The following is a 25287-nucleotide window of genomic DNA, read 5'->3' on the forward strand; positions in this document are numbered from 1 at the left end:
TTATACCCAAGGCAGATGGGCTCAGTTTTGGGCCAAAATTAACCAATATGGATTTTCTCTCGCTTTTTAAGCCTACATCAAATTCAGGTCACACCCCCGGCAACTACCTTAGCCCTGGCATCGTATGCACCTGATAAAGAGGAAGAAATTGATATCTTGTATGTAATTCCATTCCAAGCGTCTGCGCCTCTTTTAACGTAAGTTGTGTAATACTGTTGTGTGCCTAACGATGCTTCAGGCACTTGTCTAATAACTCTGCCTGCATTGCCAGAAGCCGGAGGAAAGCCTCCAGAGAAGTAGTTATTCTGAGCAACAACTTCAGAATTAAAATTGCCAATTGAAACCAGGCTAATAGCAGCTATCAGAGCATTGACTAATTTCTTTTGTTTTATCAAACCCTTTCTCAATTTAGTAGACATACTATAGGCACTGAAAATTTTTATAATGGTACTACTAGACAGAAAATACGTTTGCTAGTACTCACGTTTAAACATTATTTTAGTTTAGCGGCTTTTTTCAATCGGTGTCATGGTGGCAATTTAGTCCGGCTCGTGCCCAAAAACCGACCCCAGTCCTCCGCTGTGGAACACTAGGGTCGGTTTGATCGCTACCAAAACAATCTCGATAGCAATTCAGCCTATAGCAAGCCTTCTAGAAGACAGACGCTATACGGCCTCTGTCTCTTCAGCAGATTTAATGCGCATGAGCTGCTTGGCCTTGGCTGAAAAAGAAGTGCCGTCTAGCCAGTAGGCAATCAAGGCGTCGAAGGAAAACAAACCCGCGCCGTTGACTGAGAAGAATAGGAAAGCAGCCGCATAGACAGCAGACAGCTCCAGGTAAGGAAGGCTGAGTCCCGCCACCTTGACGTGGTGATACATGGCAACAAACATGGTGCTCAGCAAACCAAGGGCGGCTGGGCGGGCGAACAAGCCGATGATCAGCAGCGGTGCGCCGATCAGCTCGGTGTAAGCGGCCACGTATGTGAAGAAGATCGGGAAGGGCAAACCAATGTAGGCAACGTAAGCCTGAGCGAACCCTTCGACATCGGCGAGCTTGTCTAAGCCATTGTGAATCATCATGATACCGATGATGGCCCGTAGGATGGCTAGCGTAGTCTGTGAGGCGAGGTTGAGCTTGACGTTAGGCTTAAAAATGTAGCCTATCAGTTTTGGAGTGTTTGTCATGAGAATGATAATTATTAAGAATTTATACCTTTGTGTAAATAAGTATAACAATTATTATTACTTATGTGAAGGATTAGAATTCCCTGCGTCGCAAGGCTTATAGATTTTTCGTCCTTTTGAACTCCCGGGTGTTGTGACGGTATTCCAAAAGGATTCTCAGACTTTTCTGAGGGAACGAGTCGTGATCTGACCGTGGTTTTCGCCTTTCTTAATCTCGAATTTTGAAGATGCGTGCTTAGCCAGCGACAGACTTGAGCGTTTGCCGATGCAGATCAACCGGGACCAGGCTGTGAGCTGCGATCATGCCGCTAGCGGCCACTGCGGGCAAGCCAATACCCGGGAAGGTAGAGTCGCCGCAGCACAGCAGCCCCGCAATCGGCATTTTGGGGCCGGGGAAAAGGGCTTTGCCAGCTGCGATCGCGGGTCCATAACTGCCCTGATATCGCCGCAGATAGCGTTCGTGAGTCAGGGGCGTGCCCGTCAGGTTCAGCTCTGTTCGCTGCCGAATATCGGGGATGACTCGCTCTAAAGCCTGCCACATCGCTTCTGAGCGCGACTGCTTTTGCTCGGCGTAAGCAGCGCTGCTGCGATCCATGCCCTGCCACAAGTCGTAGGGTTCACTGCCTGGGGTATAGACATGCAGAGTGTGCTTCCCGGGTGGAGCCAGGTCAGGATCTAGCACTGAGGGAATAGAGATCAAAATTAGATTTTGCGGCGCGGTAATTCCTTTTTCCCAATCGTTGACCACGATGTAGTGACAGGCCAGATCAGCGGGCAGTCCTTGAGCTTCTATGCCCAAATGCAGGTGCATAAAGCTCTCACAGGTAGGAGTCGCCTGCCGCTTGTCGGTAAATTTTTGCGGCAGCACCCCGGCTGGAATCAGCTTCAGCGTGTCCCATATCGACGCATTAGAAATCACCGCCTGGCTAGCGTGAATGAGGCCGCCGCCGCGCAGTCTCACCCCGGTCGCCTGGCCGTCTTGGGTGTTGATCTGAGTGACGTGAGCGCCAGTTTTGATTCTGCCGCCGTGTTTGGTGATTCCCCTCGTCAGCGCGGCAACCAGCGCGGCTGAACCCCCTATCGGGTAGTCGAGCTGAACGCCGGGACGATACCAGTCGGCAAACATGAAAGCGACTTCGGCAGTGCTGGTGCCGCTAGCGGGCAAGCCCGACAACAAAAAGCACAGCATATCTAGCCAGTTGCGAATAAAGGGATCGGTGACGACGCCGTCCATAATTCGGCTGAAGGGGCCGGCTAGTTTTGGGGCGCTAGCGGCGTGTTTGAACAACTGCGGCGCAAAGGGGCCAACGGTGCGCAGGGCTCCCCAGTCAAACCGGACGGCAGCAGTGGGAAGGGCGATCGCTGCACTCGCCAGCGGCTTCATCACTCGCTGCAATTCGCGCCACTCGGCGACGGCGCTTTCACCGCGCAATTTCTGCAAAATTTCACAAAACTGATCGGCTCCAACGGCTGTCTCAAAATCGCCTTCGGGAAAGCGACAGCCCCAGGTATCGTAATTAGCCCAAGCGAGGTCTTCGCCGATGATATCTAGCACCTGCCGCAGCGGATTGGGAGACGGGCTGTAAGACAGGCCAGAGTAAAGCGAGGGGCCAGAGTCAAAGCGATAGCCTTCTCGCTCAAAGCCATGAGCCGCGCCGCCTAGTAGCGTATGGCTTTCGCAGACGGTCACCTGAAAGCCATAGTGAGCCAGCAGCGCCGCGCAGCACAGGCCGCCGATGCCGCTACCGATAATGACTACGTCTGTTTGTTCTGGGGGCATGGGTTAAGTAAGTTTCGCCAGCTTTTCCTCTTCTTTGGCGCGAAAGCCAACCATCACCGCCTCGCCGTCTTTTTCAAACAGGGGCCGCTTGAGCAGCATGGCATCTTCAGCGAAGGCGTCGATCCACTGGGCATCGCTCCATTCTTTTTTGGCTTCGCCTAAGGCCCGGTAAGACTGACCGGAGGTATTGCGCATGGGCCGGGCGGTGAGGTCGGCGACCCATTGAGTAATCATGGCGGGGGTGGGCGGCTGGGTTTTGGTGTCGATAAATTCATAGGCGATGTTTTGGTCTTGTAGCCAGGCGATCGCCTTTTTACAGGTGCCGCAGTTAGGAATACCGTAAACTTTCAGGCTCATAAAGGGTTCGATTAGAGGGGTCAATCGCGAGAGCACAGAGCAGATCGTAGCAAGATTGTCGGGATCATGGCTGCTCTATGGGTGCAGACGGTTGAGGGGCGGTCTCTTCGCCGGTATCTTCAGGGCTGTCAGCGGGAGGGGCCGTCAGCGCGGCTTCGCTTAGCGAGTTTACGACATAGAGCGGCAAATCGGGCTGACTGAGACGGCTGATGTAAGGCTCGCTCAGGGCACCACGATAGCTCAGATTTTGAGCGATTTCGGTTTGCATAAAGCCCAAACTCAAGGCCCGAAGATAGCTGTAGGACAGCGGAATGTTACTGCTGACGAGCTGGTTAGTTAAAGGGGAATCAGCGTTTTCAGCCAGACTCGGGACATCGTAGAGGTGGGAGCCGCCCTCAATCAGGGCGAGATACTGATCTGGCGTAGGCGCTGTTGCCTCTGATTGATTTAGCCAGGTGAAGGGGCGAATCTGCTCTAACAGAGCAGGGGCCACCGGGTCAGCGCTGCCTGCAACCAGGAGAATAGGAATGTCAATTTTGGAAAAGCCTGCCTGCCCAAACAGGCTGCTGTCTACCGGGTTCATTGCCATCACGGCCTGGACTCGGGGGTCTCGCAGGTCGGCAGCGAACTGCTCAGGGGCGGCGAGGGCAGTGCATTGCAGCAGCATGGAAGGATTGGCCGCGTTAAAGATAAAGTCTTCTGAGTCGCAGTTGGTTTGTAGCGTTTCAAAATTGAGCTGAGCGCCTGCTAGCGCTAGAGCCGTATAGCCACCAAAAGAATGGCCAATGACGCCCACTCGCGATGTCTCTAAACGGTTGGCCAGAGGGCCGTTGGCTGCGCTCAGTTGGGTGAGTTCGTCGATGAGGTAAGAGACATCGCGAGGCCGGTCAGCAAATTCGGTGGGTTTGGCAATTTCGCGGGCTGCGCCGCTGAGTAAGTCTTCTAGCTGGCGGCGATCGCTCCCCGGATGATCTAGCGCAGCTACGGCAAACCCATAGCTGGCCAGATGCTGAGCAACGTTGACAAAGCCGGTGCGATCGCCCGAGAGCCCATGAGAAATCACAATTAGCGGGGCGGGCGAGCTGTCTGGCCGAGCGGGCAAATAGAGATCGGTCGGCAAGGTGCGATCGCGCTCACTATCGTAAATTTCCAGGGTTTGAACGCTGACCTGAAAAGGCCCAGGCTGAGTCAGGTCAGGTAGAGGGCTGGTCGGCGGAAAGGCTGATTGATCCGACTGATTTTCGATGGCGGCGATCGCCCGGGTCGTCTCTTCGACCAAATTTGTTAGCGAACCAAGGATCTGAAACCCTCGCAGCGAATCGATCCGCACCGTTCTCGTCGGAAAGTTTTCAATCACGCCCAACAGCGACAGACCCTCAGGTTCCGCCGCTGCCAACACCAGCGCCCCTCTGAGCCCTTTAGCCCCGTCACGCCGCCCGGCAGTCCGCACTACGCCGCCCGCATAGCGCAAAATATTTTGCCCGATAGAAGAATATAAAAACTGAGAAAGCTGGGCCGGGCCGATGTTGTTCTGACGCACTTGCAGGGCCTGACGGAACTGCGATCGCTGATCCTCACTCAGCAAGCGCAGGTAGGGAGCTAGCTCCGCATCGACCGTGCCATTCTCCCCATAGGCCCGCAGCGCCTCTACCGAGGTAGAAATCTCAAGAAAGCCATAGGTGAGGGTGACTCGTTCAGCTGCCGCTGCCGATTTGACCATTGTCAGGGGCAGCAGTCCACTCAGACAGAGACCGCTCAAAAGCGCGGCGGTACGAACCCGAAACCGGGATAAACCAAGGATCGTCAGAGGATGGGTTAGTTTTCTCATTCAGCGCTCTTAATTCCAAACGTGCAGAAAAGCTATGCAGATGCCCCGGCGAAATTTTATCATCTAACCTAACGAGCTTAGCGCTTTCGTTAAGTGGAGCTTTACCGGCAGCACGCCTTCACGCAACCCCTTCTGCTCATGCAGCCAAATAGCTTGGGCAAACCGAAAGCGACCAAAGGCGGTAGCGATCGCCTTAAACGTCAGATACGGCAGCCCTGGCTGCGAGATCAGCGCCACCTTCCGCCACTCAGCCAGCTGCATCTTTTGTACCGCCTCAATCTCAGGCTGACGCTCCGCCTGAATAGCTTGCAGAGTCTCCGTCCGGATCGGCCCATCTGACTCAGCAACACCAGCCAGGTGATTAGCCACAACAATCGCATCGCGCAGCGCCATATTGATGCCCTGAGCGCGGTTGGGAGCCATCGGATGAGCCGCATCGCCAATCAGCAGCAGACCGGGAATGCTCCACTGCGGGCAGCAGCCAACCTGCACATCGAGATAAATCGGGCCTTCTAGCTCATCTTTGTGCTGGCGAAAGTGAGCGGCTAAGTCAGGCGGCAGCGCCTGCGCAAATTCTTCTATCCAGTCGCGATTCTTCAGCTTAGCTAGTGCTTGCTTTGATTTTTTTTCAACAATCCAGCCAATCTGCAAGCGGCCATCCCAAGAAGGATAAAAGGCAAACTGTCGCTGCGGCTGCAAACAGGCGACAAACGGCGTTTCCTCTGCAAGTGAAGGCGGGGCAGGTAGCTTAAACCAGAGCACATCAAACTGCGCAGATGACTTATCTATTTGTAGTCCTGCGAGCTGACGCAAACGAGAATAGCGACCGTCGCAGGCAATCACCGCATCTACCAAAAAGTCTTGGCTTTGGCCTTGACGAGCCGCTCGAAGGCCGATCACTTCACCGCGATCTCCCCGTAACAGCTCACTCACTCGCCAGCCCGGATAAAATTCAAAATTTGACAGCGTCTTAGCCTGCTCCACCATCGCGATCAGCAGTGCCCCCTGATCGATAATCTGAGTTGCCAGCCCTCTCCGATCGGGTTCTACCACGCGCATTCGCCGTCGCCCGCCCACGTAAAAATCCCAGGCGTCTAGCTGGCGAGACGGAATCTGCGCAAACGTCTCTTTTAGCCCCATCTGATAGAGCGCGTCTAACCCGGCTGGCATCAGCCCTTCACCGCGAAACACCCGGTCGAAGGCCGTTTCTTGCTCTAGTAAGGTGACCTGCATACCCTGTTGAGCCAGCAGTAGGGCGGTGGCTGCTCCGGCAGGTCCGGCTCCGGCGATCGCAATATGTTTCATAGATAAAGCGTAAGTCAGCAGGCGGCTGAACGGAAACCCATCCCCTATATTCAGGCATCTGCCGAAATTGAACCTCTATCGTTTGAAGAGAACGGTGCTGGCCCCGCACCAGCGATTTGCAACTTAAGGAACCTCGTGGTCAAACCCGAAGCCAAACCCAGAGCCAAAGCCAAAGCCAGAGCCAAAGCCAAAGCCAAAGCCAAAGCCAAACTGACTCTCTGGAGACGCTTGGCGCTGTTTTTGGTCGCCCTGTGGGGAGCGATCGCCCTCTGGCAGGCCCCGGTCGTGACACTCGTTGCGACTGACGAGATCAGAGGCGTGTGGATGACCAACCTGGGCGCATCGATGATGTACTACACGCTGCGCACTGACGAAGTGGTAGCAAATCTGGCTAAGCACGGTCTGAATACGCTTTACCCTTGCGTTTGGAATCGGGGCTACACGCTCCACCCAAGCCAGATAGCCAAAGCCGCTGGCGGCGTGCTGCGAGATGTGACGACCGATCTGCCGCTGGTGCCCGGAGATGACGTGCTAGCTGGCTTTGTGCATCAGGCGCATCGTCAGCATCTGCGGATTGTGCCCTGGTTTGAATATGGGCTGATGATACCGGAGACAGCAGCGATCGCGCTGGCTCACCCCGACTGGCTCACCACCAACCGCTTTGGCGAGACCGTACAAAATCCGCTGACGCCAAACCCCCTACCGCCCGAACCCATCAGAAACTTCCAGAGGGAGATCATAGGGGGCAACCTGGCCTGGCTAAACCCCTTTCACCCGGAAGTACAGCAGTTTCTCACTGACCTGATTGTCGAAGTTGTCGCGCGCTACCCGGTCGATGGCATTCAGCTAGACGATCACTTTGGCCTGCCGGTTGCCTTTGGCTACGATCCTTATACTGAGGAGCTATACAAGGCCGAGCACGACGGCGCAGCGCCCCCTACAGACGAGAACAATGCAGAGTGGGTGGCCTGGCGAGCCAATCGGATCACTCAGCTTTTAGAGAAAATCACACTCGCGGTTAAGCAAGCCAATCCTAAAGCGATTGTCTCGGTCTCTCCTAATCCGCCTAATTTTGCCTATGGCAAGTATTTGCAAGACTGGGTGCGCTGGGTCGAGTTAGGTCTGGTTGACGAAGTTGTTGTCCAAATCTATCGCGAAAGTCTCGCTACCTTAGAAAATGACCTTTACAACAGCGGCTTCTATAGTTTGCGCGAACAGGTGCCCATCGCTATTGGTCTGTACACGGGGCCATTCTTACAATCCAAACCGATTGAGCAGCTAGATAAAGAGATTCAGGCTGTTCAAGCGGCGGGCTATCGCGGGGTTGCCTTTTTTTGCTGGGAGACAACGCTATGGATATTTAAAGGCGGCAGCGCTCAGACAGTTTGGCAAACGCTGTCAGAGAGATTTTCTTGAGAATTTTGTTGGCGATCGCACCGTTCTCTATAGAACTTTTGTACGGTGAGCTCTACGATCTAAAAGGGCTGTACCGTTGATGCGATCGCAGTCGTCAGCATTATCTATTCTCCTAACAAGCTTCAGTTAGCGTAATCTACGCTTAGATGATCTGCGCAGACTAGCTTTATCGGCTAACCTGTGTAGGTCAACTTGCCGTAGGCTTTTGTAAGGAGTATCAGCATGTGCGGAATCGTTGGATATATTGGCACCAGGGCCGCTAGCAGTATTTTAATCGAAGGGCTAAAAACCTTAGAATACCGGGGCTACGATTCGGCTGGCGTCGCCACCATCAGCGAAGGCCGGCTCCAGCGCACTCGGGCCAAAGGCAAGCTTAAAAACCTGCAAACTAAGCTAGAAGGGCTCGAAGACCCAGCTCGCTTAGGTATCGGCCACACCCGCTGGGCGACTCACGGCAAGCCAGAAGAGCACAACGCCCACCCCCATACCGATACCCAAGAGCGAATTGCTGTTGTACAAAACGGCATCATCGAAAATTACCGCGAGCTACGCGCAGAGCTAAAAGCCAAAGGCCATCAGTTTCGATCAGATACCGATACCGAGGTGATTCCGCACCTGATTGCTGAATACCTAGAAAATCCTGCGAGTCATGACCCTGCGATCACGGAGCTCACTGAGCAGTCGCACCTGCTAGAAGCTTCGCGTCAGGCGGTGAACCGTTTGCGCGGGGCCTTTGCGCTGGCCATCATCTCGGTAGACTTTCCCGATGAGCTGATTGTGGTTCGTCAGCAAGCGCCGCTGGCCATTGGCTTTGGTCAGGGCGAATTTTTCTGCGCCTCCGATACGCCAGCGATTATGCCCTACACTCAGGCGGTGCTGACGCTAGAAAATGGTGAACTCGCCCGCCTGACGCCGACAGGTGTAGAGGTCTACGACTTTACCGGCCACCGGCTAAAGAAAAAGCCCCAAACTCTGAACTGGAACCCCATCATGGTGGAAAAGCAGGGGTTCAAGCACTTCATGCTCAAAGAGATCTATGAGCAGCCAGGCGTGGTGCGCACCTGCTTAGAGACCTACCTGGATACCGATTGGACGACTGAAAGCAAGCAATCTCCTATTCGCCTCAATCTCCCCGACGCCCTTTTGGACGACCTGCAGCATATTCAAATTCTGGCCTGTGGCACGAGCTGGCACGCGAGCTTAGTCGGCAAATATCTGCTAGAGCAGGTCTCGGGCATTCCAACCTTTGTACAGTATGCCTCTGAGTTTCGCTATGCGCCCGCGCCGCTGATGCCCAACACGCTCACCATCGGCGTCACCCAGTCGGGAGAAACTGCCGACACTCTGGCTGCGCTAGAGATGGAACAAACCCGTCGCGCTGCCAGCGGCGAGGCGCAATTTGCCCCGCGCATGTTAGGGATAACTAACCGAGTAGACAGTTCTCTGGGCCGATTGATCCCTCATGTAATGGGTACCCAGGCAGGTATTGAAATTGGCGTTGCCGCGACTAAAACGTTTGTCGCGCAGCTGATGGCGTTTTACTTTTTGTCGCTAGAGCTGGCCTACCGGCGACAGACGATTTCACTGACTCGCCTGGCTGAGATTATTCAAGGGCTGCGGCAGTTGCCTGCGCAGCTGGAGCAGGTTTTAGAAAGTCAGGAGCGCTATGTAGAGGAGCTGTCTCACAATTTTTCGGAGACTCAGGACTTTATCTTTATTGGTCGGGGCATTAACTACCCGATCGCGCTAGAAGGCGCACTCAAACTCAAGGAAATCAGCTATATCCACGCTGAGGGATATCCGGCAGGCGAGATGAAGCATGGGCCAATCGCACTGCTCGATGAGAAAGTGCCGGTGGTGGCGATCGCCACTCTGGGCAGCGTCTACGAAAAGGTGCTCTCCAACGCACAAGAAGCCAAAGCCCGAGACGCCCGGCTGATCGGCGTCGTGCCGATGAATGACCCGGAGGCCGAAGAAACCTTTGATGCACTGCTGCCCGTTCCGGTTGTCGACGAATTGCTTTCGCCAGTGCTTACCGTTGTGCCGCTGCAGCTGCTGTCTTATCACATCGCTGCTCGACGCGGTCTAGATGTCGATCAGCCCCGAAACCTGGCAAAGTCGGTCACTGTAGAATAGCGCCGAAAAAGTATTAAGGAATACAATTTTTCTCAGGATTGTATCAGGGAATACTAATATTTCTCATCAAACTCTGGCAGGTTTCTCAGAAAGGGTTCAGGGAAGCTTCAGCCGCGCGGGTCATCCTAATAAGTGACGAATTAAAAAATCTCGCTATTAGGAGACACCCATTATGAAACGCCTTATCCTTTCTACTTCCATGGTGATGTTAGTGGCGGCAGCCTTTGCCCCGATTGCCTCTGCATCTGGCCAGATCTCAACTACTCAGAGCCTGCCAGAGGGCGCTAGCCTGACTGACCTGGTTCGTCACAATCGCGACGCGCGCGGTAATTAAGTCATAGCGGCGGACATAGCGGCGGGCGGTCTAGGGCTTGCCCCACCGTTCGGTTAAATTCAGGTGCATCGCTAGTTTGTCTGGCGGCCGAGGTAGAAATGTCTTGGTCGCCAGGCATGCGTTTGGTCGCGCGCAGGCTTGACTCAAAAGTGCCAACCCACAGTATCGTTTCTATAGTTTCTCTATGGCGGCCTTGCCGTATCCTGCAGCATGATCGATCTCTACTATTGGACAACGCCCAACGGTCACAAAATTACGATTTTCCTCGAAGAGGCCGACCTGCCCTACACGATTCACCCGATCAATATTGGTAAAGGCGACCAGTTTGATCCTGAGTTTCTCAAAATTTTGCCAAACAATAGAATTCCAGCGATTGTAGATGCCGATCCTGAGACGGGAGATAGCCCTATCAGCGTTTTTGAATCCGGGGCGATTCTGCAATATTTGGCTGAGAAGACGGGTAAGTTTATGCCTGCAGAGGGGCCTGGCCGAGTAGAGGTGCTGCAGTGGCTCAACTGGCAAATGGGCGGACTGGGGCCAATGCTAGGGCAAAACCATCACTTTGCCATCTACGCACCTGAGAAAATTCCTTACGCCATTGAGCGCTATGTCAAAGAAACAGCGCGGCTCTATGGGGTGCTCAACCAGCGGCTACGTGATCGCGAATTTGTGGCAGGCGATTACTCTATCGCCGATATGGCCTGCTACCCCTGGATTACCGGCTATGAGCGTCAGGGACAAGACCTCGGCGATTTTCCCCATCTTAAGCGCTGGTTTGAAACGATTCAGGCACGGCCAGCGGTGCAGGCTGCTTACAAAATAGCTGAAGCGATTAATTCGTAGCTGCCTGCTCCAAAGCCCTGCAGCCCTATTTACCTGAAGACCTACTAAAAAGCCTGACGGGAAACGAGCTTCTCAATGTCAGCCTGGGTCTGCTGCAGCATAGACTGGCGCGGATCGGGCTGGCCCTTACCGGCAGATAGAGTCGGGACCAAATTACGCGCTTGCAGAGCCATATGCAGCTGCAGATGAGCAACGTATTCGCTAAAGTCTTCGCGGTCTGCCGTGGCTGACATTGATGCAGTCTGCTCAGAAGATGGCTTTAAACTAGGCACTGTCTTTTTCTCCAGAAGAATTACGTGTAAAGGCAAACTTGTCTGTCAGAGGAATGTATTAAGAAGCTATCACAGCGCTTAATACAAGACCCAACTGTGCGTAAAGAAGCTTTACACGCCGATGGATAGTTTGCCTTGGCAGGTAAGTCAAAACCCTGATGGTGCAGTTTTGATGCGACAATAGAGCCTGATTGAGCGCTGATTTCTGCAGGATTTCCTCAACTTATGAAAGCAATTGTCATCGGGGGAGGCGGACGTGAGCACGCGCTAGCCTGGAAGCTGCTGCAATCAGCTAGGGTGACCGAGGTTGTCTGTATTCCAGGCAATGGCGGCACCGCTCGGCTGCCCGGCTGTCGCAATGTGGCAATGGTGCCTAGCGATATTGAGGGCATTGTCCGCTGCGTGCAGGTCAACAATATGGCTTTTGTCCTGGTGGGGCCGGAGCAGCCGCTGGCTGACGGTCTGGCAGATGCCCTCAGAGCGCAGCAGGTAAAAGTATTTGGCCCGGGTCAAGACGGCGCGCAGATCGAGTCCAGCAAGGCTTGGGCAAAAGCGCTGATGGCCCAGGCAAATGTGCCGACGGCAGCCTCGGCAGTATTTACCGATGCCGAGCAGGCGATCGCCTACGTCCAGCAGCAGGGCGCACCGATTGTCGTCAAAGCGGACGGGCTAGCAGCCGGTAAAGGCGTGACCGTCGCTAAAGAAATTGAGGATGCAGTAGCGGCCATTCACGCCGTCTTTGACGGTCAGTTTGGGGCGGCTGGCAAGCAGGTCGTGATCGAAGAATTTTTATCAGGGCAAGAAGTCTCCGTGCTAGCGGTGACCGATGGCCTGACAATCAGGCCGCTGCTACCCGCTCAAGATCACAAGCAAATTGGCGAAGGCGATACCGGCCCAAATACAGGCGGTATGGGAGCTTACGCCCCGACCCCGGTGATGCCGCCTGATCTGCTAGCGCGAGTGCAAACAGAAGTGCTAGAGCCGACGCTGAAGGGACTGCAGGCGCGGGGGATTGACTATCGCGGTGTGCTTTACGCTGGGCTGATTGTGATGCCCGCTAGCGAGACCGGAGCGGTGGAACTTAAGGTGATTGAATTTAACTGTCGCTTTGGCGATCCGGAGACGCAGGCGGTACTGCCTCTACTAGAAACGCCTTTAGATGAGATTGTTTTGGCCTGCTGTGAGCAGCGATTGGAGAATCTACCGCCTTTTGCCTGGAAGGATGCGGCCTCGGCCTGTGTGGTAATGGCAGCTGAGGGCTACCCGGGTGACTATGAAAAGGGGCTGTCTATCAACGGGATAGACGCGGCTGAATCTGCCGCTGACGATACGATGGTCTTTCACGCAGGCACCCGGCTCAGCCAAGGTCAGCTCAAAAGCACAGGCGGCAGAGTGCTGGGGATAACGGCTATGGCACCTGACTTCGATGCGGCACTGGCAAAAGCCTACAGCGCGGTTGATAAAATTGACTTTCCAGGTAGCTACTACCGCCGTGATATTGGTTGCCGGGTGAAAGGCTAGGCAGGGCGATCGCCGTTTAGAATAGAACCACCCGCCCGTGATCACCCGTAATGCCTACTTCAGGACAATGCTTTTTCGGCGATAGACAGCCTAGCTGCGTCTAGCCAGAAATCGCAGAACACAGCCGCCATGCAACTTTTCAGTCAATTTAAAGCCTTATTTGTCAGCTGGTGGAGCGATTTCACCCTGCAGACGCGGCTGATGGCCGGAGCCACCCTGCTGGTTTCGCTGATTATGAGCGGCCTCACTTTTTGGGCAGTCAACACCATTCAACAAGACGCCCAGCTCAATGACACCCGCTTTGGCCGCGACATAGGGCTGCTGCTAGCTGCTAACGTCGCGCCGCTAATCGAAACCAACGACCGCTCAGAGCTGGCCCGCTTTTCGTATAGCTTTTACGAAAATACCTCTAACGTTCGCTACATGCTCTACGCCGATCAAGACGGCGAGATTTTCTTTGGCATTCCCTACTCTGAGCCCGCCGTCCAAAGCTCACTCACACTGCGGCGACGGATGAAGCTACCGGCCCACTACACCAGTAGCGCCGATTCGCCGATGGTCCGTCAGCACCTGACGCCAGCGGGCATGGTCACCGATGTCTTTGTGCCGCTCACCATTGACGGCCAGTATAAAGGCATGTTGGCGATGGGAATCAACCCTAACCCCACTGTTGTCGCCTCCTCTCACCTCACTCGCGATGTCACCATTGCTGTCTTTGTCTCGATTTGGGTGATGGTGATCTTAGGCGCTGTGATCAACGCGCTGACGATTACGCAGCCAATTAAAGAGCTGCTGCTGGGGGTAAAAAATATTGCTGCAGGCAACTTCAAGCAGCGCATAGACCTGCCCTTAGGCGGCGAACTCGGCGAGCTGATCTACAGCTTTAACGATATGGCAGAGCGCTTAGAGCGCTACGAAGAGCAAAATATTGAAGAGCTGACAGCAGAAAAGGCCAAGCTAGAGAGCCTGGTCTCGACCATTGCTGACGGGGCAATCTTACTAGACGGGGCGACTAACTTGGTGCTGGCGAATGTTGCCGCCCGGCGAATGCTGGGTTGGGAAGTAAACACGGCGCTCAGCGGCAGCATTTTAGATCAGTTGCCGCCCGAAGTGCGCGCTCAGATAGCGCCATCACTGGTACAGGCAACCACAGGAGAATCGCATGAGGGCAGCGAGTTTCGCGTTTTCTTGGGCGAAGACAACCGGACGCTGCGAGTCTTGCTAAATACGGTACTCGACCAGTCGCGAGAAAACGTCAAAGGTATGGCGATCACGCTGCAAGATATCACTCGTGAAGTCGCCCTGAACGAAGCTAAGAGCCACTTTATCAGCAACGTTTCTCACGAGCTGCGCACCCCGCTATTTAATATCAAATCGTTTATCGAAACGCTGCACGAATACGGTGAAGACCTCAGCGAGACTGAGCGCAAGGAGTTTTTGGCAACAGCTAATAACGAAACTGACCGGCTCAGCCGTCTGGTGAATGACGTGCTCGATCTTTCCCGCCTGGAGTCTAGCCGCCGCTATGAGTTTGCAGCGGTAGAGGTGCATCAGCCCATCGATCAGGTGCTGCGAACCTACCAGCTAAACGCCCGAGACAAGCAAATCACCCTGGAAAAAGACATTGAAGATCAGCTGCCCGCCAGCCTGGGCAATTACGATCTGCTGCTGCAGGTGTTTGGCAACCTGGTAGGCAATGCGCTGAAGTTTACGCCAGCGGGCGGCCATGTGGTGATTCGTGCCTATCGAGCCCCGAGCATCAATCCGCAGCTGATTCAGAATGTGCGCATTGAGATCGGCGATACTGGGCTGGGCATTGACAAAGAAGATCAGGTGGCTATTTTTGATCGGTTTTTTCGGGTTGAAAACCGGGTGCATACGCTAGAGGGCACGGGTCTGGGGCTCTCGATTGTGAAAAACATTATGGACCGGCACAACAGCCAGATCAATCTGGTGAGCGAGGTTGGCGTCGGTACTACCTTTTGGTTTGATCTGCCGGTCTATGACCTGGCTGAGTATACGGTGGTAGCCACGCGGCCTGCCCTCAAGATTAGCTGACAGGTTTCATACCCTATTGAATGTCATGAAAGCGATAGATTGTCACTGATCTTAGCAGGTGTCAAATCGCCCGAGCTGATTGACTCATGTAAAGCGCGAATTTAACCATAGCAACGGATTGAGGCGGGTTCGCGCTGTGTATTCTGGGCGAACGCAATCTAAACAAAGTCTTTCGGGAGACGCTGATTAGGATAGGGCTGATTACAATGATGGGCAGACGAACACTCCGGAGAAGCCTATGAGTTTGCTATCTCAGCTAAAAGAAATGACGGTTGTCGTTGCCGATACCGGTGACATTGGCGCAATCGAAGAATTTACCCCGCGCGATACGACGACCAATCCTTCGCTGATTACCACTGCAGCTGGGCTGCCTCAGTATCAAAGCATTGTCGATGAGACGCTGCAGCGGGCCAAAGACACGCTCGATGCCGACGCCGCCGATAAAGAAATCGCTATGGAAGCGTTTAAGCACCTAGCGGTGGCGTTTGGTAAGCGCATTTTAGAAATTATTCCGGGGCGCGTTTCGACTGAAGTGGACGCTCGGCTGTCTTACGATATGGAAGGCACGCTGGCAATGGCCCGCGATTTGATCGCCGAGTACGAAGAAGCAGGCGTGAGCCGCGATCGCATCTTGATCAAAATCGCCTCTACCTGGGAGGGTATCAAAGCCGCCGAAGTCCTTGAACAAGAAGGCATCCACTGCAATCTGACGCTGCTGTTTGGGCTGCATCAGGCGATCGCCTGCGCCGAAGCTAAGGTCACCCTGATTTCGCCCTTCGTCGGTCGCATCCTCGACTGGTATAAAAAAGACACCGGTCGCGACAGCTACCCGCCTTCTGAAGACCCGGGCGTACAGTCAGTCACAGAAATCTACAACTACTACAAGAAGTTTGGCTACAAAACCGAAATCATGGGCGCGAGCTTTCGAAACGTCGATGAGATCAAAGAGCTAGCAGGCTGCGACCTGCTGACTATTTCGCCCAAGCTATTGGCACCGCTAGCCGAGACCGACGGCGAACTGCCCCGCAAGCTCCGCCCTGATATGGCTGAAAATCTCGATATCGAGAAGAAAACCATCGACAAGGCCACCTTTGACGAAATGCATGCGGCTGACCGCATGGCCAATGAAAAGCTAGCAGAAGGCATTGAGGGCTTCTCTACGGCGTTAGAAGAGCTAGAGCAATTGCTTGCTGACCGCCTGACTCGAATGGGTCAGCAGGCTGCCGCCGTCTAAACTGCTTAGATTAATGATTTGAGCCAACCTTTGAACCCGGCTATGTCTGTCATGGACTAGCCGGGTTTATGGGTGTAACTACCGCAGCGCGCGAATCACCTGGCGCTTGTAGTCTAAAAATTCGGTCGTTAGCTTCATCTCCACCTCGCGATGTCTCGGCAAGCTGATGCCTATCGTTTCGCGCAGCTTGCCGCCACGATCCATCACATGCACTTGCTGCGAGAGAAAGATCGCCTCTTCTACGTCGTGGGTGATCATCAGCACCGTGATCTGCGTTTTCTCCCAGAGATCGTGAAAGAATGCCTGTAGCTGCTCTTTCGTCTGCGAGTCTAGCGCCCCAAAGGGTTCGTCCATTAGCAGCACCTCGGGGTCGTTGGCGAGGGCACGGGCGATCGCCACCCTTTGCTTCATCCCACCCGAGAGCGCTTTCGGATAAGCCTGGGCATAGTCGCTGAGGCCGATGATATCCAGATAATAGGCCACCTTACTGCGCCGTTCGGCTTTAGATAGGCCCTGTAGCTTCAGGCCAAACGCAATATTGTCGGCCACCGATAGCCAGGAAAACAGCGTGTAGTTTTGAAAGACCATGCCCCGGTCGGCCCCTGGCCCGGGGACTGGTTCGCCATCGACAAAAATTTCTCCAGAGGTTGCCCGCCTCAGGCCAGCAGCAATATTGAGCAGCGTAGACTTACCGCAGCCTGACGGCCCGACTACGCAGCTAAATTCGTTCGGCCTCAGCTTTAAGCTGACATTATCAACCGCAATCTTTGCCTGCTTGCCTTTGCCAAAAACCTGAGTGATACCGCGAATTTCCAGCTTAGGGGCGGTTTGCTGAAGCGGCTGAGTCAGAGTCGTTGGAAAAGTTTGCATGAAAGAGCCACCAGTCTAATCTGGCAAATAGAGATCGGTTCTGGTCAGGGTTGCTGCCTATATTTCGATGCTAGAGGGCCGGTGCCCGCTCAAACTGTGACCAAACACACAAGTTAGCTAGCAGTAGGCTCAGCCCAGGGTAGCCACAAGCGAAATGCCAGCTTAAACGCCCAGTCTGTCAGCAGCCCAATGCAGCCAATCACTAAAATGCAAAACAGCACCTTGTCGGTTTGCAGCGTCCGCTGCGATCGCATAATTGTGTACCCCAGGCCGCTTTCTGCCGCCAGCAGCTCAGAAATCACCAAAAAGTTCCAAGCGCCCGCCACATTCACCCGCAGCGCATCGAAAATATTGGGCAAGGTCGCCGGGAGAATCACGCGAAACAGCACATCGCGGCGAGTCGCTCCCAGCGTGTAGGCCACATTGAGCGTTTCATTCGGAATAAATTTCACCCCGTCGGCCACCATAATCGCGTTGTAAAACACAATGCCCAAAAAGATAATCAGCACCTTAGGCAGCTCGTCAATGCCCGCCCAGATAATCATCAGCGGGGTAAAGGCCGCGATCGGCATATAGCGCACGGTCCCTACAAATCCGCCAAATAGGCTGTCCATACTGTAAAACGTGCCCATGGCAATTCCCATGGGCACGCCGATCAAAGCCGCCAGGGCAAACCCGGCCATCACCCGGCCCGAACTAGCCAAAATATCGGTGGTGAGACTGCCCGCTTGCAGCATTTCCCAACCCGCTGCTAGCACCGCCGTCGGCGTCGGCAAAAACGCATCACCCACATATCCGCCATAGCTCAAAACGCTCCAGAGCAACAGCGGTATCGCTAGCGCCACCAGTGTCAAGGTAGGCCGCAGCCAGAGCGGAAAGCCCTGGCGAATGCTCCAAAATACAGAGGGCTCCAGATATCTTTTTTTTGAGCTGGGCACGGCTAACTTTCCCTCATTAAGCAGAGAATCAGGTGGATGCGGCTTCAACAAACTGAGGGTCGAACGTAGTTGAAAGATCGGGCACCTCCGACTCGATTTGTCCTTCCTCCAGCAAAAAGGCAGCGAGTTCATTCAAGGGCTCGCCGACATACAGGTCGCTGTCTGGCTCAGTCATCATTTCAATGTTGGTTGCTTTGTCGGGCAGCTTGACGCCTTCTAGATCGCCCGCGACATCTGCGGGTTCAACATCTAGCGCAGCCGCCCCGATTTCTAGCGCTTCCTCTTCATTTGTAGAGAGGAAATCCAAACCCATGAAGATGCCGTTAACAAAAGCCTGTACCGCTTCCGGATTTTCCTCGACATAGGCAGCATCGAATAAATACATATCGATGATGGCCGTCGGCATTTTGCTGGAGTCGTAAATGATGCCGCCATCTTCTACCGCAGCAGCAGCCTCCTGAAGATAGGGGGCATAGGTCACCGCAATATCGACGCTGTTCGACTGAAAGGCCGCCGCTGCCGCTGAGGGCTCTGTGTTGACGATAGTCACATCGTCTTTAGAAAGGCCCGCTTCCTTGAGTACCTGAAGCAGGAAGAAATAGCTCACGCCGCTGGTATCGGCAGCGATCTTTTTGCCTTTGAAGTCTTCGACGCTGGTGATGCTGTCTTTTGCTAAGATGCCGTCACCGCCAACTGAGTTGTCTTGAATCAGAACAATTTTGAAGTCTTTGCCGCCGTCTGCCAGCGTCACCGCTTCAGAACTCACCAGTGAAACGCTGTCCAGGTTACCGCTCAAAAAGGCAGAGAGATAGTCGCCGCTGGTACCGAAGTTGCGCAGCTCAAAATCCAACCCCTGCTCTGCAAAGAAGCCTTTCTCCATAGCGATGTAGAGTGGCACCTGACCAACCCAGGGCGCGGTACCCATCGACATCGACATGGTCGTTTCGATGGCAGCAGTCTCCTCAGTTGCCTCAGAATCAGTCGCGGCGCTGTCTGCGGGTGCTTCGGTGCTGGGCTGACAGGCGTGGAGTAGCGCTGCGCCGGAGGCTCCTGCTAATAGCTGTAGCGCGTGGCGGCGGCGGATTTTATAGAGGGGATGAGTCATAGACTTGTCCTGTTCTAGGGAGCTGGTGAGGAGGTTAAAACATGTTGCTAAAAAACGTAGCGCTAAAACTGTATCAACAGAAACATGGCTAGCTTCTTGGAGCGATCGCCCATCTGCCGTGAACAGCAACGGTTATGAACTTGAATACCATACTTTGGTGCCACAAAAAGCTGAATAAGAGTCTAGCTGAGCTAGAAAACCGCCTTAAAACCATTCATCTTCGGCTTCAGCTTTGGTGTTGGTATTGCGCTCAGGGGTCTGCCGCTCAAAGTTGAGATGGATAGAGCGCGACTGCTCGCCGTCGGCGGCGACAGCCTGAATCGGATAGTCGATTTGACTGTCGGGGAAGGCGACGTGGAAACGAAAAGTGCCGTCAGGGTTGAGGGGTATCTCCTGATCGCCGACCGTCAGCGTGGCGTCGGGTTCGGTGGCCCCGTAGACAATCAGCTCAGCTTCGGCCACTAGCCAGAACTGGCGCGGACGCGCAGGCGGCATCGAAGCGCCGCCAATGCCTGACATGTTTAAGCCAGATACGTTGAGCCCTGACATATTCGGGCCTAAGGCCATCCCTTCAGGCAACACCTGGTGCATAGAGCCAAACAGAGAGCCCGCTACCCGAGTGACTGCTTGATCCTGACTGAGGGCCATCAGCTCACTGTAAGCAGGCGGCAGCTCTGTCACAGTAACATCGTCAGTTTTGGCATCGGGGCGACCCAGGCTACTCACAGTGCGGTCTACGAGGCTTTCCTCCCAGCCGATGGTGAGAAGCTGGTCTTTAACCCAATCTGAGGGGTAGATCGGTGGCACTCGCACCGGCGCAGACCGGGTCAGGAGCAGCCAGCGGTCGTCGGCAGTGAAGTAACCAATTTCTATGGTGTAGTCGCGATCGCTCACGGGCACTTCGACATACCAAGAGCGGGCCATCTCGTGGCATTCTTGCTGATGCATACTGTGGGGAGACTGGTGCTGCTGGTCGATATCGGTGACATCGTACAGCCTGAGCATCAGCCGCTGACCGCCCTGATTGCGCAGCTCCTGTTTGTGCTCGTTGGAGATATCCCAGTAGGCATAGGCCCACTTCGGATCGCGGGGTAAGAGCACAATGCGGCTATCGCCATAGCCGTCGGGTAGCTCGCTCAGGCCCTCATCTACGGTCGTCAGGTCTAGCTCAGCGGTACTGCGGCTAACCGGTCGGGGGTCGCCTGTCGTGGGGCTGTTTGAGATAGACCCTTTGAAGATGACAGCGCGATCGCCGATGATCGTCTCTCGGGTCGGTTCAATGTCTAAAACGGTCTCAGTTTCAGCGATGACGGTGTCGCGAGTTGGCTCAATGATGTCCAAGTTGCTGAAGTCATTGCCAGTAGCTCTACTTGTACTGGAGTCTGCTTCAACCTCCTCTCCAGGCGGTATCGTCTCCGCGCCAATCGCCCAAAAGTCAGCCATATCAGAAACAGCGGCCCCGGTCACCGCAGAGCCAGCGATCGCCGGATCGGGAATAGCCGGCGCAGAGGTGACTATCGGCTCAGCGATGCCAGCATCAGCAATCTCGGAGACCACCGGATCAGGGGTCATCGGCTCAGGCATTTCGGAGAGTATCGGCTCGGGCAGCACCGGTTCAGCGTCAGCCGCAGATTCAGTACTCAGCGGCTCATCATCCAGCGTAAGGTCGAGATTGTCATCCCAGATATCGTCGGTTTCGTCATTCTCTGGAGCAGGCGCAGACTCAAAACTGGCGGCGGCGATCGCCATGTCTCCGTCTGCCCCGCCCAAGGTCTCAGACGCGCTCAAATCTAAATTAGTCCCTTCTAAGTCAGGCGATTCTAAATCTGTTGATTCGTACTCGGGCAGGGTACTAGCGGCCATTCCTACCGGAGGAACGGGTAGGGGTTCGGCTGCAGGCGCGTTCGTTGCCGGAATCACCCGCGACTCATCGGTTACCCGGTCAGTCGAGATCACAGACTGGGCGCGATTGGAGACTTCGCGATCGCTTTCTACATCGGTTTCTGGCGGCGGCACCGTCGCGGTCGGCGCGGTTTGTCTGATCGGCTCAGGTTCATCCGGGCGACGCCGCCTGCCAAAGAGCCAAAAGCCTGCCCCGATCAAACCCAACAGTGGAATCAGCAGCCACGCGGGAGAGACGCCTTCGTCTACCCCATCGGTAACGACTATGCCATCGGCGGCGGCAGTTTCGCCAAAAGGCAAGCCATTGAGCCCCCACAGTCCGCGCTGCCCTTGGCTGGCGACAGAGAGTTTGTCATTCCCGTCAAAGGCCAGTTCGGTCACAGCGCTGCCATCGGGCACCGCGTCAAAAGCAGCGCCTTGAGGTTCACCCTCAGCGACAGTCCAAAACCGCACCTTGCCGGTATCTGCACCGGTTGCTAGCGTTTGGCCATCTTCGCTGAAGGCCAGGGCTGTAACTGCGCCACCTGTCTCTTCTAAAGGCACAGCGACCGGGCTACCCGTCTCGTCTTCAATGATCACCGCGCCGTCTTCAGTGCGCGCCGTGAGTCCCTCTGGGCTGGTCGCAGTTGGTGCACGCAGTGATTCTGTTTGAGCGAGCAGAATGGGCCGGTTGCTTGAGGCTAGCAGTGAGCTATCTACCTGGAGCCGGACCGGATGAGGAGTGGCAGCAGCTCGCTGAACCGGCACGGCGAGAGCTGTTAGCAGACACAGCTGGGCAAGGGTAGAACGGTTAGCGCGCATGATGAAGCCCGTCTCAAGATTGTGAAATTATCTTAATATCCCAGTGATTCTTCTGAGAGTCAATCTAGGAAATGGATCGGATGTACACCCTATTTGCGTCGCTTGCCGCTACGCTGGTTGCCGCCGGGCGGCGTCTGATGCGGCCCAAAGTATTTTTCACTGCGGTAGCGCAGCCAAATTCTGAGCGGCTGTGGAATCTTCTCTTTTTGAGCTTTGGTGAGCTGATTGTAGAGTACCAGGGCGCGATGGCGAAGCCTCTCCTACGGAGAATCGCGCTCCCCCCGACAGGCAGCGTTGCGGTGCGCATCCCACAGCCCCTTAGCCGCCCGAATTCGGCGAGTGGTCTCTTTGACCAGCGCTTCTCCTTCTAACTTTTTTCCTTCTAGCTTTTTATTGGGCAGGCCATCATCGGACGGGCCAGTCATTTTTCGCTTAGATTTAGCCATAGATAGGTTGAAAGAACATTTGAATGCTCTGAACGCTACCAAACGTTCTTCAAATTTAGAGTAAAGCCGGGTAAAACATCCTCGCCTGATAGCGCAGATGGATTGTCCAGAACTTCAGCAGTAGCCTCAGGGCGATAGATCCAGACCCGCCGCTGCTGACGATTGATCAGCCATCCGAGCCGGACGCCGCTGCCGAGATATTCGCTCATCTTGGCTTGAGCCTCTGTCAGCACATCGGACGGTGACATCAGTTCTAAGACAAAGTCTGGGGCAATCGGGGGGAATTTCTCTTTCTCCGCCGGTGACAGCGCATCCCACCGCGCTTGCCGGACAAAAGCGAGATCAGGAGCGCGATCGCCGCCGCCGGGCAGACTAAAACCAGTAGATGAGTCGAATAGGACGCCTAGCTGAGTGCGTCGATTCCAGTTGCCTAAGTCAAGGCCAATCTCAAAATTACGATTCCCGGTTTCGCCGCCAGTAGGGGGCATGATTAGCAGATATCCTCCGGGCGTTCGTTCAAATTTCACATCAGGATGGGCCTGACACAGGTCATAAAACTGCTGATCGGTTAAGCTAGCTAGCGCCTGAAGATCCGTTGTAAAAGTCATCGCGTTACCGCTTGGGCTGACAAACTGGCTAAGTCTAGCGCCTGTGTCAGCATCATAAGTGCAATGCTATCTATTTTATTGCTCCCATTGGCGACAGCTCAATTACGACCTAATTTAGGCTTATGCACACTCAGCACTCTTCTGCTCATAGTTGCGCTCAGGGCCACGCTCACTGCCACAGCGTGCCACCCTCTACACCGGGTCAGGTCAGAGCTTTGAGCGTCGCCCTGATCACGGTGAGCTGTTTTTCGGTAGCGGAGCTGTGGGTGAGCGCCCATAGCCACAGCCTGGCGCTGCTAGCCGATGCCGGGCATATGATCAGCGATGTGCTGGCGATCGCCCTTGCTCTCTGGACGGCTAATCAAGTACAGCAAGCTAAGAGTGACCGGCTCAACGCGGTATCGGCGCTGGTCAATGGCAGCCTGCTGCTGCTGGTCAGCGGCTGGCTAGGGTGGGAGGCGATCGCAGCGCTGCGATCGCCCCCGACTGGCATTCTCAGCGGCCCGGTCGCAATTACCGCCGCCATCGGTCTCGGCGTCAATGGCCTCAACGCTTACCTGCTGCACGCTCACGCCCAAGACAACCTGAATTTGCGAGGCGCTTTTTTGCACATGCTGGCCGATGCTGGTAGCTGCCTGGGCGTGCTGATAGCGGCGCTGCTAATCGCTCAGTTTGGCTGGTATTGGACAGATGGTGGCGTGGGGTTAGCGATCGCCCTGCTGATTGCTGCTAGCGCACTGCCGCTCATTCGTCAGAGCTGGGCCACCCTAAAGGCAATGCCTCAACCCAAACCGCTATCGGATTAAGACGCTATCAGATTAAGATACAGCGGCTTTATTTCTCAGCGCTGGACGGCACAAGCCCCTTTCCCCTTTTCCCCTTCCGCCCCTATGAAAGTCACTTCCTGGAATGTCAACTCTATTCGCACCCGCCTGGATCACGTCACCCAATGGCTACAGGCAAACCCTGTAGACGTGATGTGCTTACAGGAGACGAAAGTCATTGACAAAGATTTTCCGCTGCAGCCCTTTGCCGATATTGGCTACCAGGCATATTTTTACGGTCAAAAGTCTTATAACGGTGTGGCCTTGCTCAGCCGCGAGCCCCTCACCGATGTGCAAATGGGCTTTGGCGCAGTCTTGGGGGAAGATGCAGTCGGTGATTTAGACGATCAAAAGCGAGTGATTAGCGGCTTGCTGGGTGACGTGCGCGTCGTGAATTTATACGTGCCGAATGGGTCTGCGATTGGCAGCGAAAAATATGACTACAAGCTGCGCTGGCTAACGCTGCTCAAACAGTATTTGAGTCAGCAGCTTACTGCCCATCCGCTGCTCAGCGTCTGCGGCGATTTTAATATCGCCCTCGAAAACAAAGATATTTACACCGACAAAAACAGAGACAAGCACATTATGTCTTCGCCGGTAGAGCGCGAAACCTTGCGTGATGTGCTCTCAATCGGCCTGGCCGACGCCTTTCGCAAGTTTACCGATGAGGGCGGTCACTTTAGCTGGTGGGACTATCGCACCAACTCATTTGTCCGCAATACTGGCTGGCGCATAGACCATCACTATTTATCACCTGAGCTGTATGAAAAAGCGGTGGCTTGTACGATTGACACTGAGCCGCGTGGCTTAGAAAGACCAAGCGACCATACGCCAGTGACTGTAGAGTACTGAGCCACGGATAATTTCAGAGGCTGACAAGGCCACGATGATAGATCGGCGCTGAGAGGTGGTAGGGGCGATCGCCCTTACTGAGAGATAAACCCCGTCAGCAGCAGCGGAATCAGCAGCGCCGCCACCACAATGGCAAACGTTGTGGCAGGCGACAGCTTAATGAAGTTCGGATCGGGCTTATTCACTCAATAGCTCCTCAGTAGCGCCTCTAAAGATGACTCGCCAGCGCTTCACTAAATGTGGAATAGGGCTTCACACCAACCATCGTATCTACCAGTTCACCATCTTTAAACAGCATCACAGCGGGGATGCTCTTAATACCAAATCGCTTGGCCACCGCCTTATTAGAGTCGAGGTCGAGCTTGGAGACCTTGGCCTTGCCCTCGTACTCTTCTGCTAGCTGATCCATCAGCGGCGACACTAGCTTGCAAGGCCCACACCAGCTCGCTGTACAGTCTACGACCAGCACCGACTCGTCTTTGAGTAAGGCGTCTAGTTCAGCTTCGTCTTTAACGTACTCTGCGGCCATTGTGCGGTTGCTCCAGGCAAAAAATCACGTAGTCATCACCCTATGCTAGGTCAGGCAAAGGCCGAACGCATCAGGCAAAGGTCACATTCAAATCATACACCCGCAGCCATCTCCGCATTTTTAGATAGCCTTAAACTCTACCAG

22 protein-coding genes and 1 pseudogene are annotated in these 25287 nt (G+C 54.6%); 9 read left to right on the forward strand and 14 right to left on the reverse strand.

From position 1 onward, the window contains the following. Nucleotides 1–83: 83 nt before the first annotated feature. From CKL79_RS22915 to CKL79_RS17740, 6 genes are all read right to left on the reverse strand, one after another. Nucleotides 84–419 (reverse strand): hypothetical protein, encoded by a 336-nt coding sequence (locus CKL79_RS22915; protein ID WP_141242229.1) that lies wholly within the window; start codon nucleotides 417–419, stop codon nucleotides 84–86. Nucleotides 420–665: 246 nt separating this feature from the next. Further along, nucleotides 666–1184, reverse strand: a complete 519-nt coding sequence (locus CKL79_RS17720; RefSeq protein WP_121970902.1) for a DoxX family protein — start codon at nucleotides 1182–1184, stop codon at nucleotides 666–668. Nucleotides 1185–1419: 235 nt separating this feature from the next. Then, nucleotides 1420–2964: an NAD(P)/FAD-dependent oxidoreductase gene (locus CKL79_RS17725; protein WP_121970903.1), complete on the reverse strand. Its 1545-nt coding sequence runs from the start codon at nucleotides 2962–2964 to the stop codon at nucleotides 1420–1422. Between the two features lie 3 nt (nucleotides 2965–2967). Then, nucleotides 2968–3321, reverse strand: a complete 354-nt coding sequence (locus CKL79_RS17730) for a Spx/MgsR family RNA polymerase-binding regulatory protein (protein ID WP_121970904.1) — start codon at nucleotides 3319–3321, stop codon at nucleotides 2968–2970. Nucleotides 3322–3385: 64 nt separating this feature from the next. Next, nucleotides 3386–5149: an alpha/beta hydrolase gene (locus CKL79_RS17735; protein WP_121970905.1), complete on the reverse strand. Its 1764-nt coding sequence runs from the start codon at nucleotides 5147–5149 to the stop codon at nucleotides 3386–3388. Between the two features lie 63 nt (nucleotides 5150–5212). Further along, nucleotides 5213–6454, reverse strand: coding sequence for an FAD-dependent monooxygenase (locus CKL79_RS17740; protein ID WP_121970906.1), 1242 nt, complete (start codon nucleotides 6452–6454; stop codon nucleotides 5213–5215). A 135-nt stretch (nucleotides 6455–6589) separates the two neighbouring features. On the opposite strand from CKL79_RS17740, the gene CKL79_RS17745 reads away from it, so the two are divergent. The 4 genes from CKL79_RS17745 to CKL79_RS17755 all read left to right on the forward strand — a co-directional run bounded on the left by CKL79_RS17745 (nucleotide 6590) and on the right by CKL79_RS17755 (nucleotide 11183). Further along, nucleotides 6590–7870: a family 10 glycosylhydrolase gene (locus CKL79_RS17745; RefSeq protein ID WP_121970907.1), complete on the forward strand. Its 1281-nt coding sequence runs from the start codon at nucleotides 6590–6592 to the stop codon at nucleotides 7868–7870. Nucleotides 7871–8092: 222 nt separating this feature from the next. Further along, nucleotides 8093–10006, forward strand: a complete 1914-nt coding sequence (gene glmS, locus CKL79_RS17750) for a glutamine--fructose-6-phosphate transaminase (isomerizing) (protein WP_121970908.1) — start codon at nucleotides 8093–8095, stop codon at nucleotides 10004–10006. A gap of 172 nt (nucleotides 10007–10178) precedes the next feature. Beyond that, nucleotides 10179–10340, forward strand: coding sequence for a hypothetical protein (locus CKL79_RS23250; protein ID WP_170944104.1), 162 nt, complete (start codon nucleotides 10179–10181; stop codon nucleotides 10338–10340). 210 nt (nucleotides 10341–10550) lie between these two features. After that, nucleotides 10551–11183 carry a glutathione binding-like protein gene (locus CKL79_RS17755; RefSeq protein WP_121970909.1) on the forward strand — a complete coding sequence of 211 codons (633 nt, stop codon included), beginning with the start codon at nucleotides 10551–10553 and terminating at the stop codon, nucleotides 11181–11183. Nucleotides 11184–11227: 44 nt separating this feature from the next. Here the strand turns inward: CKL79_RS17755 and CKL79_RS17760 are convergent, their stop codons facing one another. Beyond that, the gene (locus CKL79_RS17760) at nucleotides 11228–11416 is read right to left on the reverse strand and encodes a hypothetical protein (RefSeq protein ID WP_121970910.1); all 189 of its coding nucleotides are present in this window, start codon (nucleotides 11414–11416) and stop codon (nucleotides 11228–11230) included. Nucleotides 11417–11680: 264 nt separating this feature from the next. On the opposite strand from CKL79_RS17760, the gene purD reads away from it, so the two are divergent. The 3 genes from purD to CKL79_RS17775 all read left to right on the forward strand — a co-directional run bounded on the left by purD (nucleotide 11681) and on the right by CKL79_RS17775 (nucleotide 16268). Next, the gene (gene purD / locus CKL79_RS17765) at nucleotides 11681–12976 is read left to right on the forward strand and encodes a phosphoribosylamine--glycine ligase (RefSeq protein WP_121970911.1); all 1296 of its coding nucleotides are present in this window, start codon (nucleotides 11681–11683) and stop codon (nucleotides 12974–12976) included. Nucleotides 12977–13105: 129 nt separating this feature from the next. Continuing rightward, a complete protein-coding gene (gene nblS / locus CKL79_RS17770; RefSeq protein ID WP_121970912.1) occupies nucleotides 13106–15034 on the forward strand; it encodes a two-component system sensor histidine kinase NblS in 1929 nt (642 codons plus the stop codon). A 238-nt stretch (nucleotides 15035–15272) separates the two neighbouring features. Next, nucleotides 15273–16268, forward strand: coding sequence for a transaldolase (locus tag CKL79_RS17775; protein WP_121970913.1), 996 nt, complete (start codon nucleotides 15273–15275; stop codon nucleotides 16266–16268). A gap of 78 nt (nucleotides 16269–16346) precedes the next feature. Here CKL79_RS17775 and CKL79_RS17780 read toward each other — a convergent pair whose 3' ends face one another. From CKL79_RS17780 to CKL79_RS17805, 6 genes and pseudogenes are all read right to left on the reverse strand, one after another. Continuing rightward, entirely contained in the window at nucleotides 16347–17138 is a 792-nt protein-coding gene (locus tag CKL79_RS17780; RefSeq protein WP_121970914.1) for an ABC transporter ATP-binding protein, read from the reverse strand. A 113-nt stretch (nucleotides 17139–17251) separates the two neighbouring features. Beyond that, entirely contained in the window at nucleotides 17252–18076 is an 825-nt protein-coding gene (locus tag CKL79_RS17785; protein WP_240518943.1) for an ABC transporter permease, read from the reverse strand. 28 nt (nucleotides 18077–18104) lie between these two features. Continuing rightward, a complete protein-coding gene (locus tag CKL79_RS17790; RefSeq protein WP_121970916.1) occupies nucleotides 18105–19181 on the reverse strand; it encodes an ABC transporter substrate-binding protein in 1077 nt (358 codons plus the stop codon). Between the two features lie 204 nt (nucleotides 19182–19385). After that, entirely contained in the window at nucleotides 19386–21884 is a 2499-nt protein-coding gene (locus CKL79_RS24420) for a DUF4912 domain-containing protein (protein WP_346427066.1), read from the reverse strand. Between the two features lie 89 nt (nucleotides 21885–21973). Continuing rightward, a pseudogene (locus CKL79_RS24425) lies at nucleotides 21974–22309 on the reverse strand (Precorrin-3B methylase). Between the two features lie 56 nt (nucleotides 22310–22365). Continuing rightward, a complete protein-coding gene (locus CKL79_RS17805; protein WP_121970917.1) occupies nucleotides 22366–22938 on the reverse strand; it encodes a Uma2 family endonuclease in 573 nt (190 codons plus the stop codon). A 122-nt stretch (nucleotides 22939–23060) separates the two neighbouring features. On the opposite strand from CKL79_RS17805, the gene CKL79_RS17810 reads away from it, so the two are divergent. Both CKL79_RS17810 and xth read left to right on the forward strand, forming a co-directional pair. Next, nucleotides 23061–23744 (forward strand): cation diffusion facilitator family transporter, encoded by a 684-nt coding sequence (locus CKL79_RS17810; protein WP_121970918.1) that lies wholly within the window; start codon nucleotides 23061–23063, stop codon nucleotides 23742–23744. An 84-nt stretch (nucleotides 23745–23828) separates the two neighbouring features. Further along, complete coding sequence (xth, locus tag CKL79_RS17815) at nucleotides 23829–24614, forward strand: exodeoxyribonuclease III (protein WP_121970919.1); 786 nt, start codon at nucleotides 23829–23831, stop codon at nucleotides 24612–24614. 208 nt (nucleotides 24615–24822) lie between these two features. Here xth and trxA read toward each other — a convergent pair whose 3' ends face one another. Continuing rightward, nucleotides 24823–25143 carry a thioredoxin gene (gene trxA, locus CKL79_RS17820; RefSeq protein ID WP_121970920.1) on the reverse strand — a complete coding sequence of 107 codons (321 nt, stop codon included), beginning with the start codon at nucleotides 25141–25143 and terminating at the stop codon, nucleotides 24823–24825. Nucleotides 25144–25287 lie beyond the last annotated feature (144 nt).

Origin of the sequence: Leptolyngbya sp. BC1307 (genome assembly GCF_002286735.1) — a bacterium.
Taxonomy (GTDB): domain Bacteria; phylum Cyanobacteriota; class Cyanobacteriia; order Phormidesmidales; family Phormidesmidaceae; genus Phormidesmis.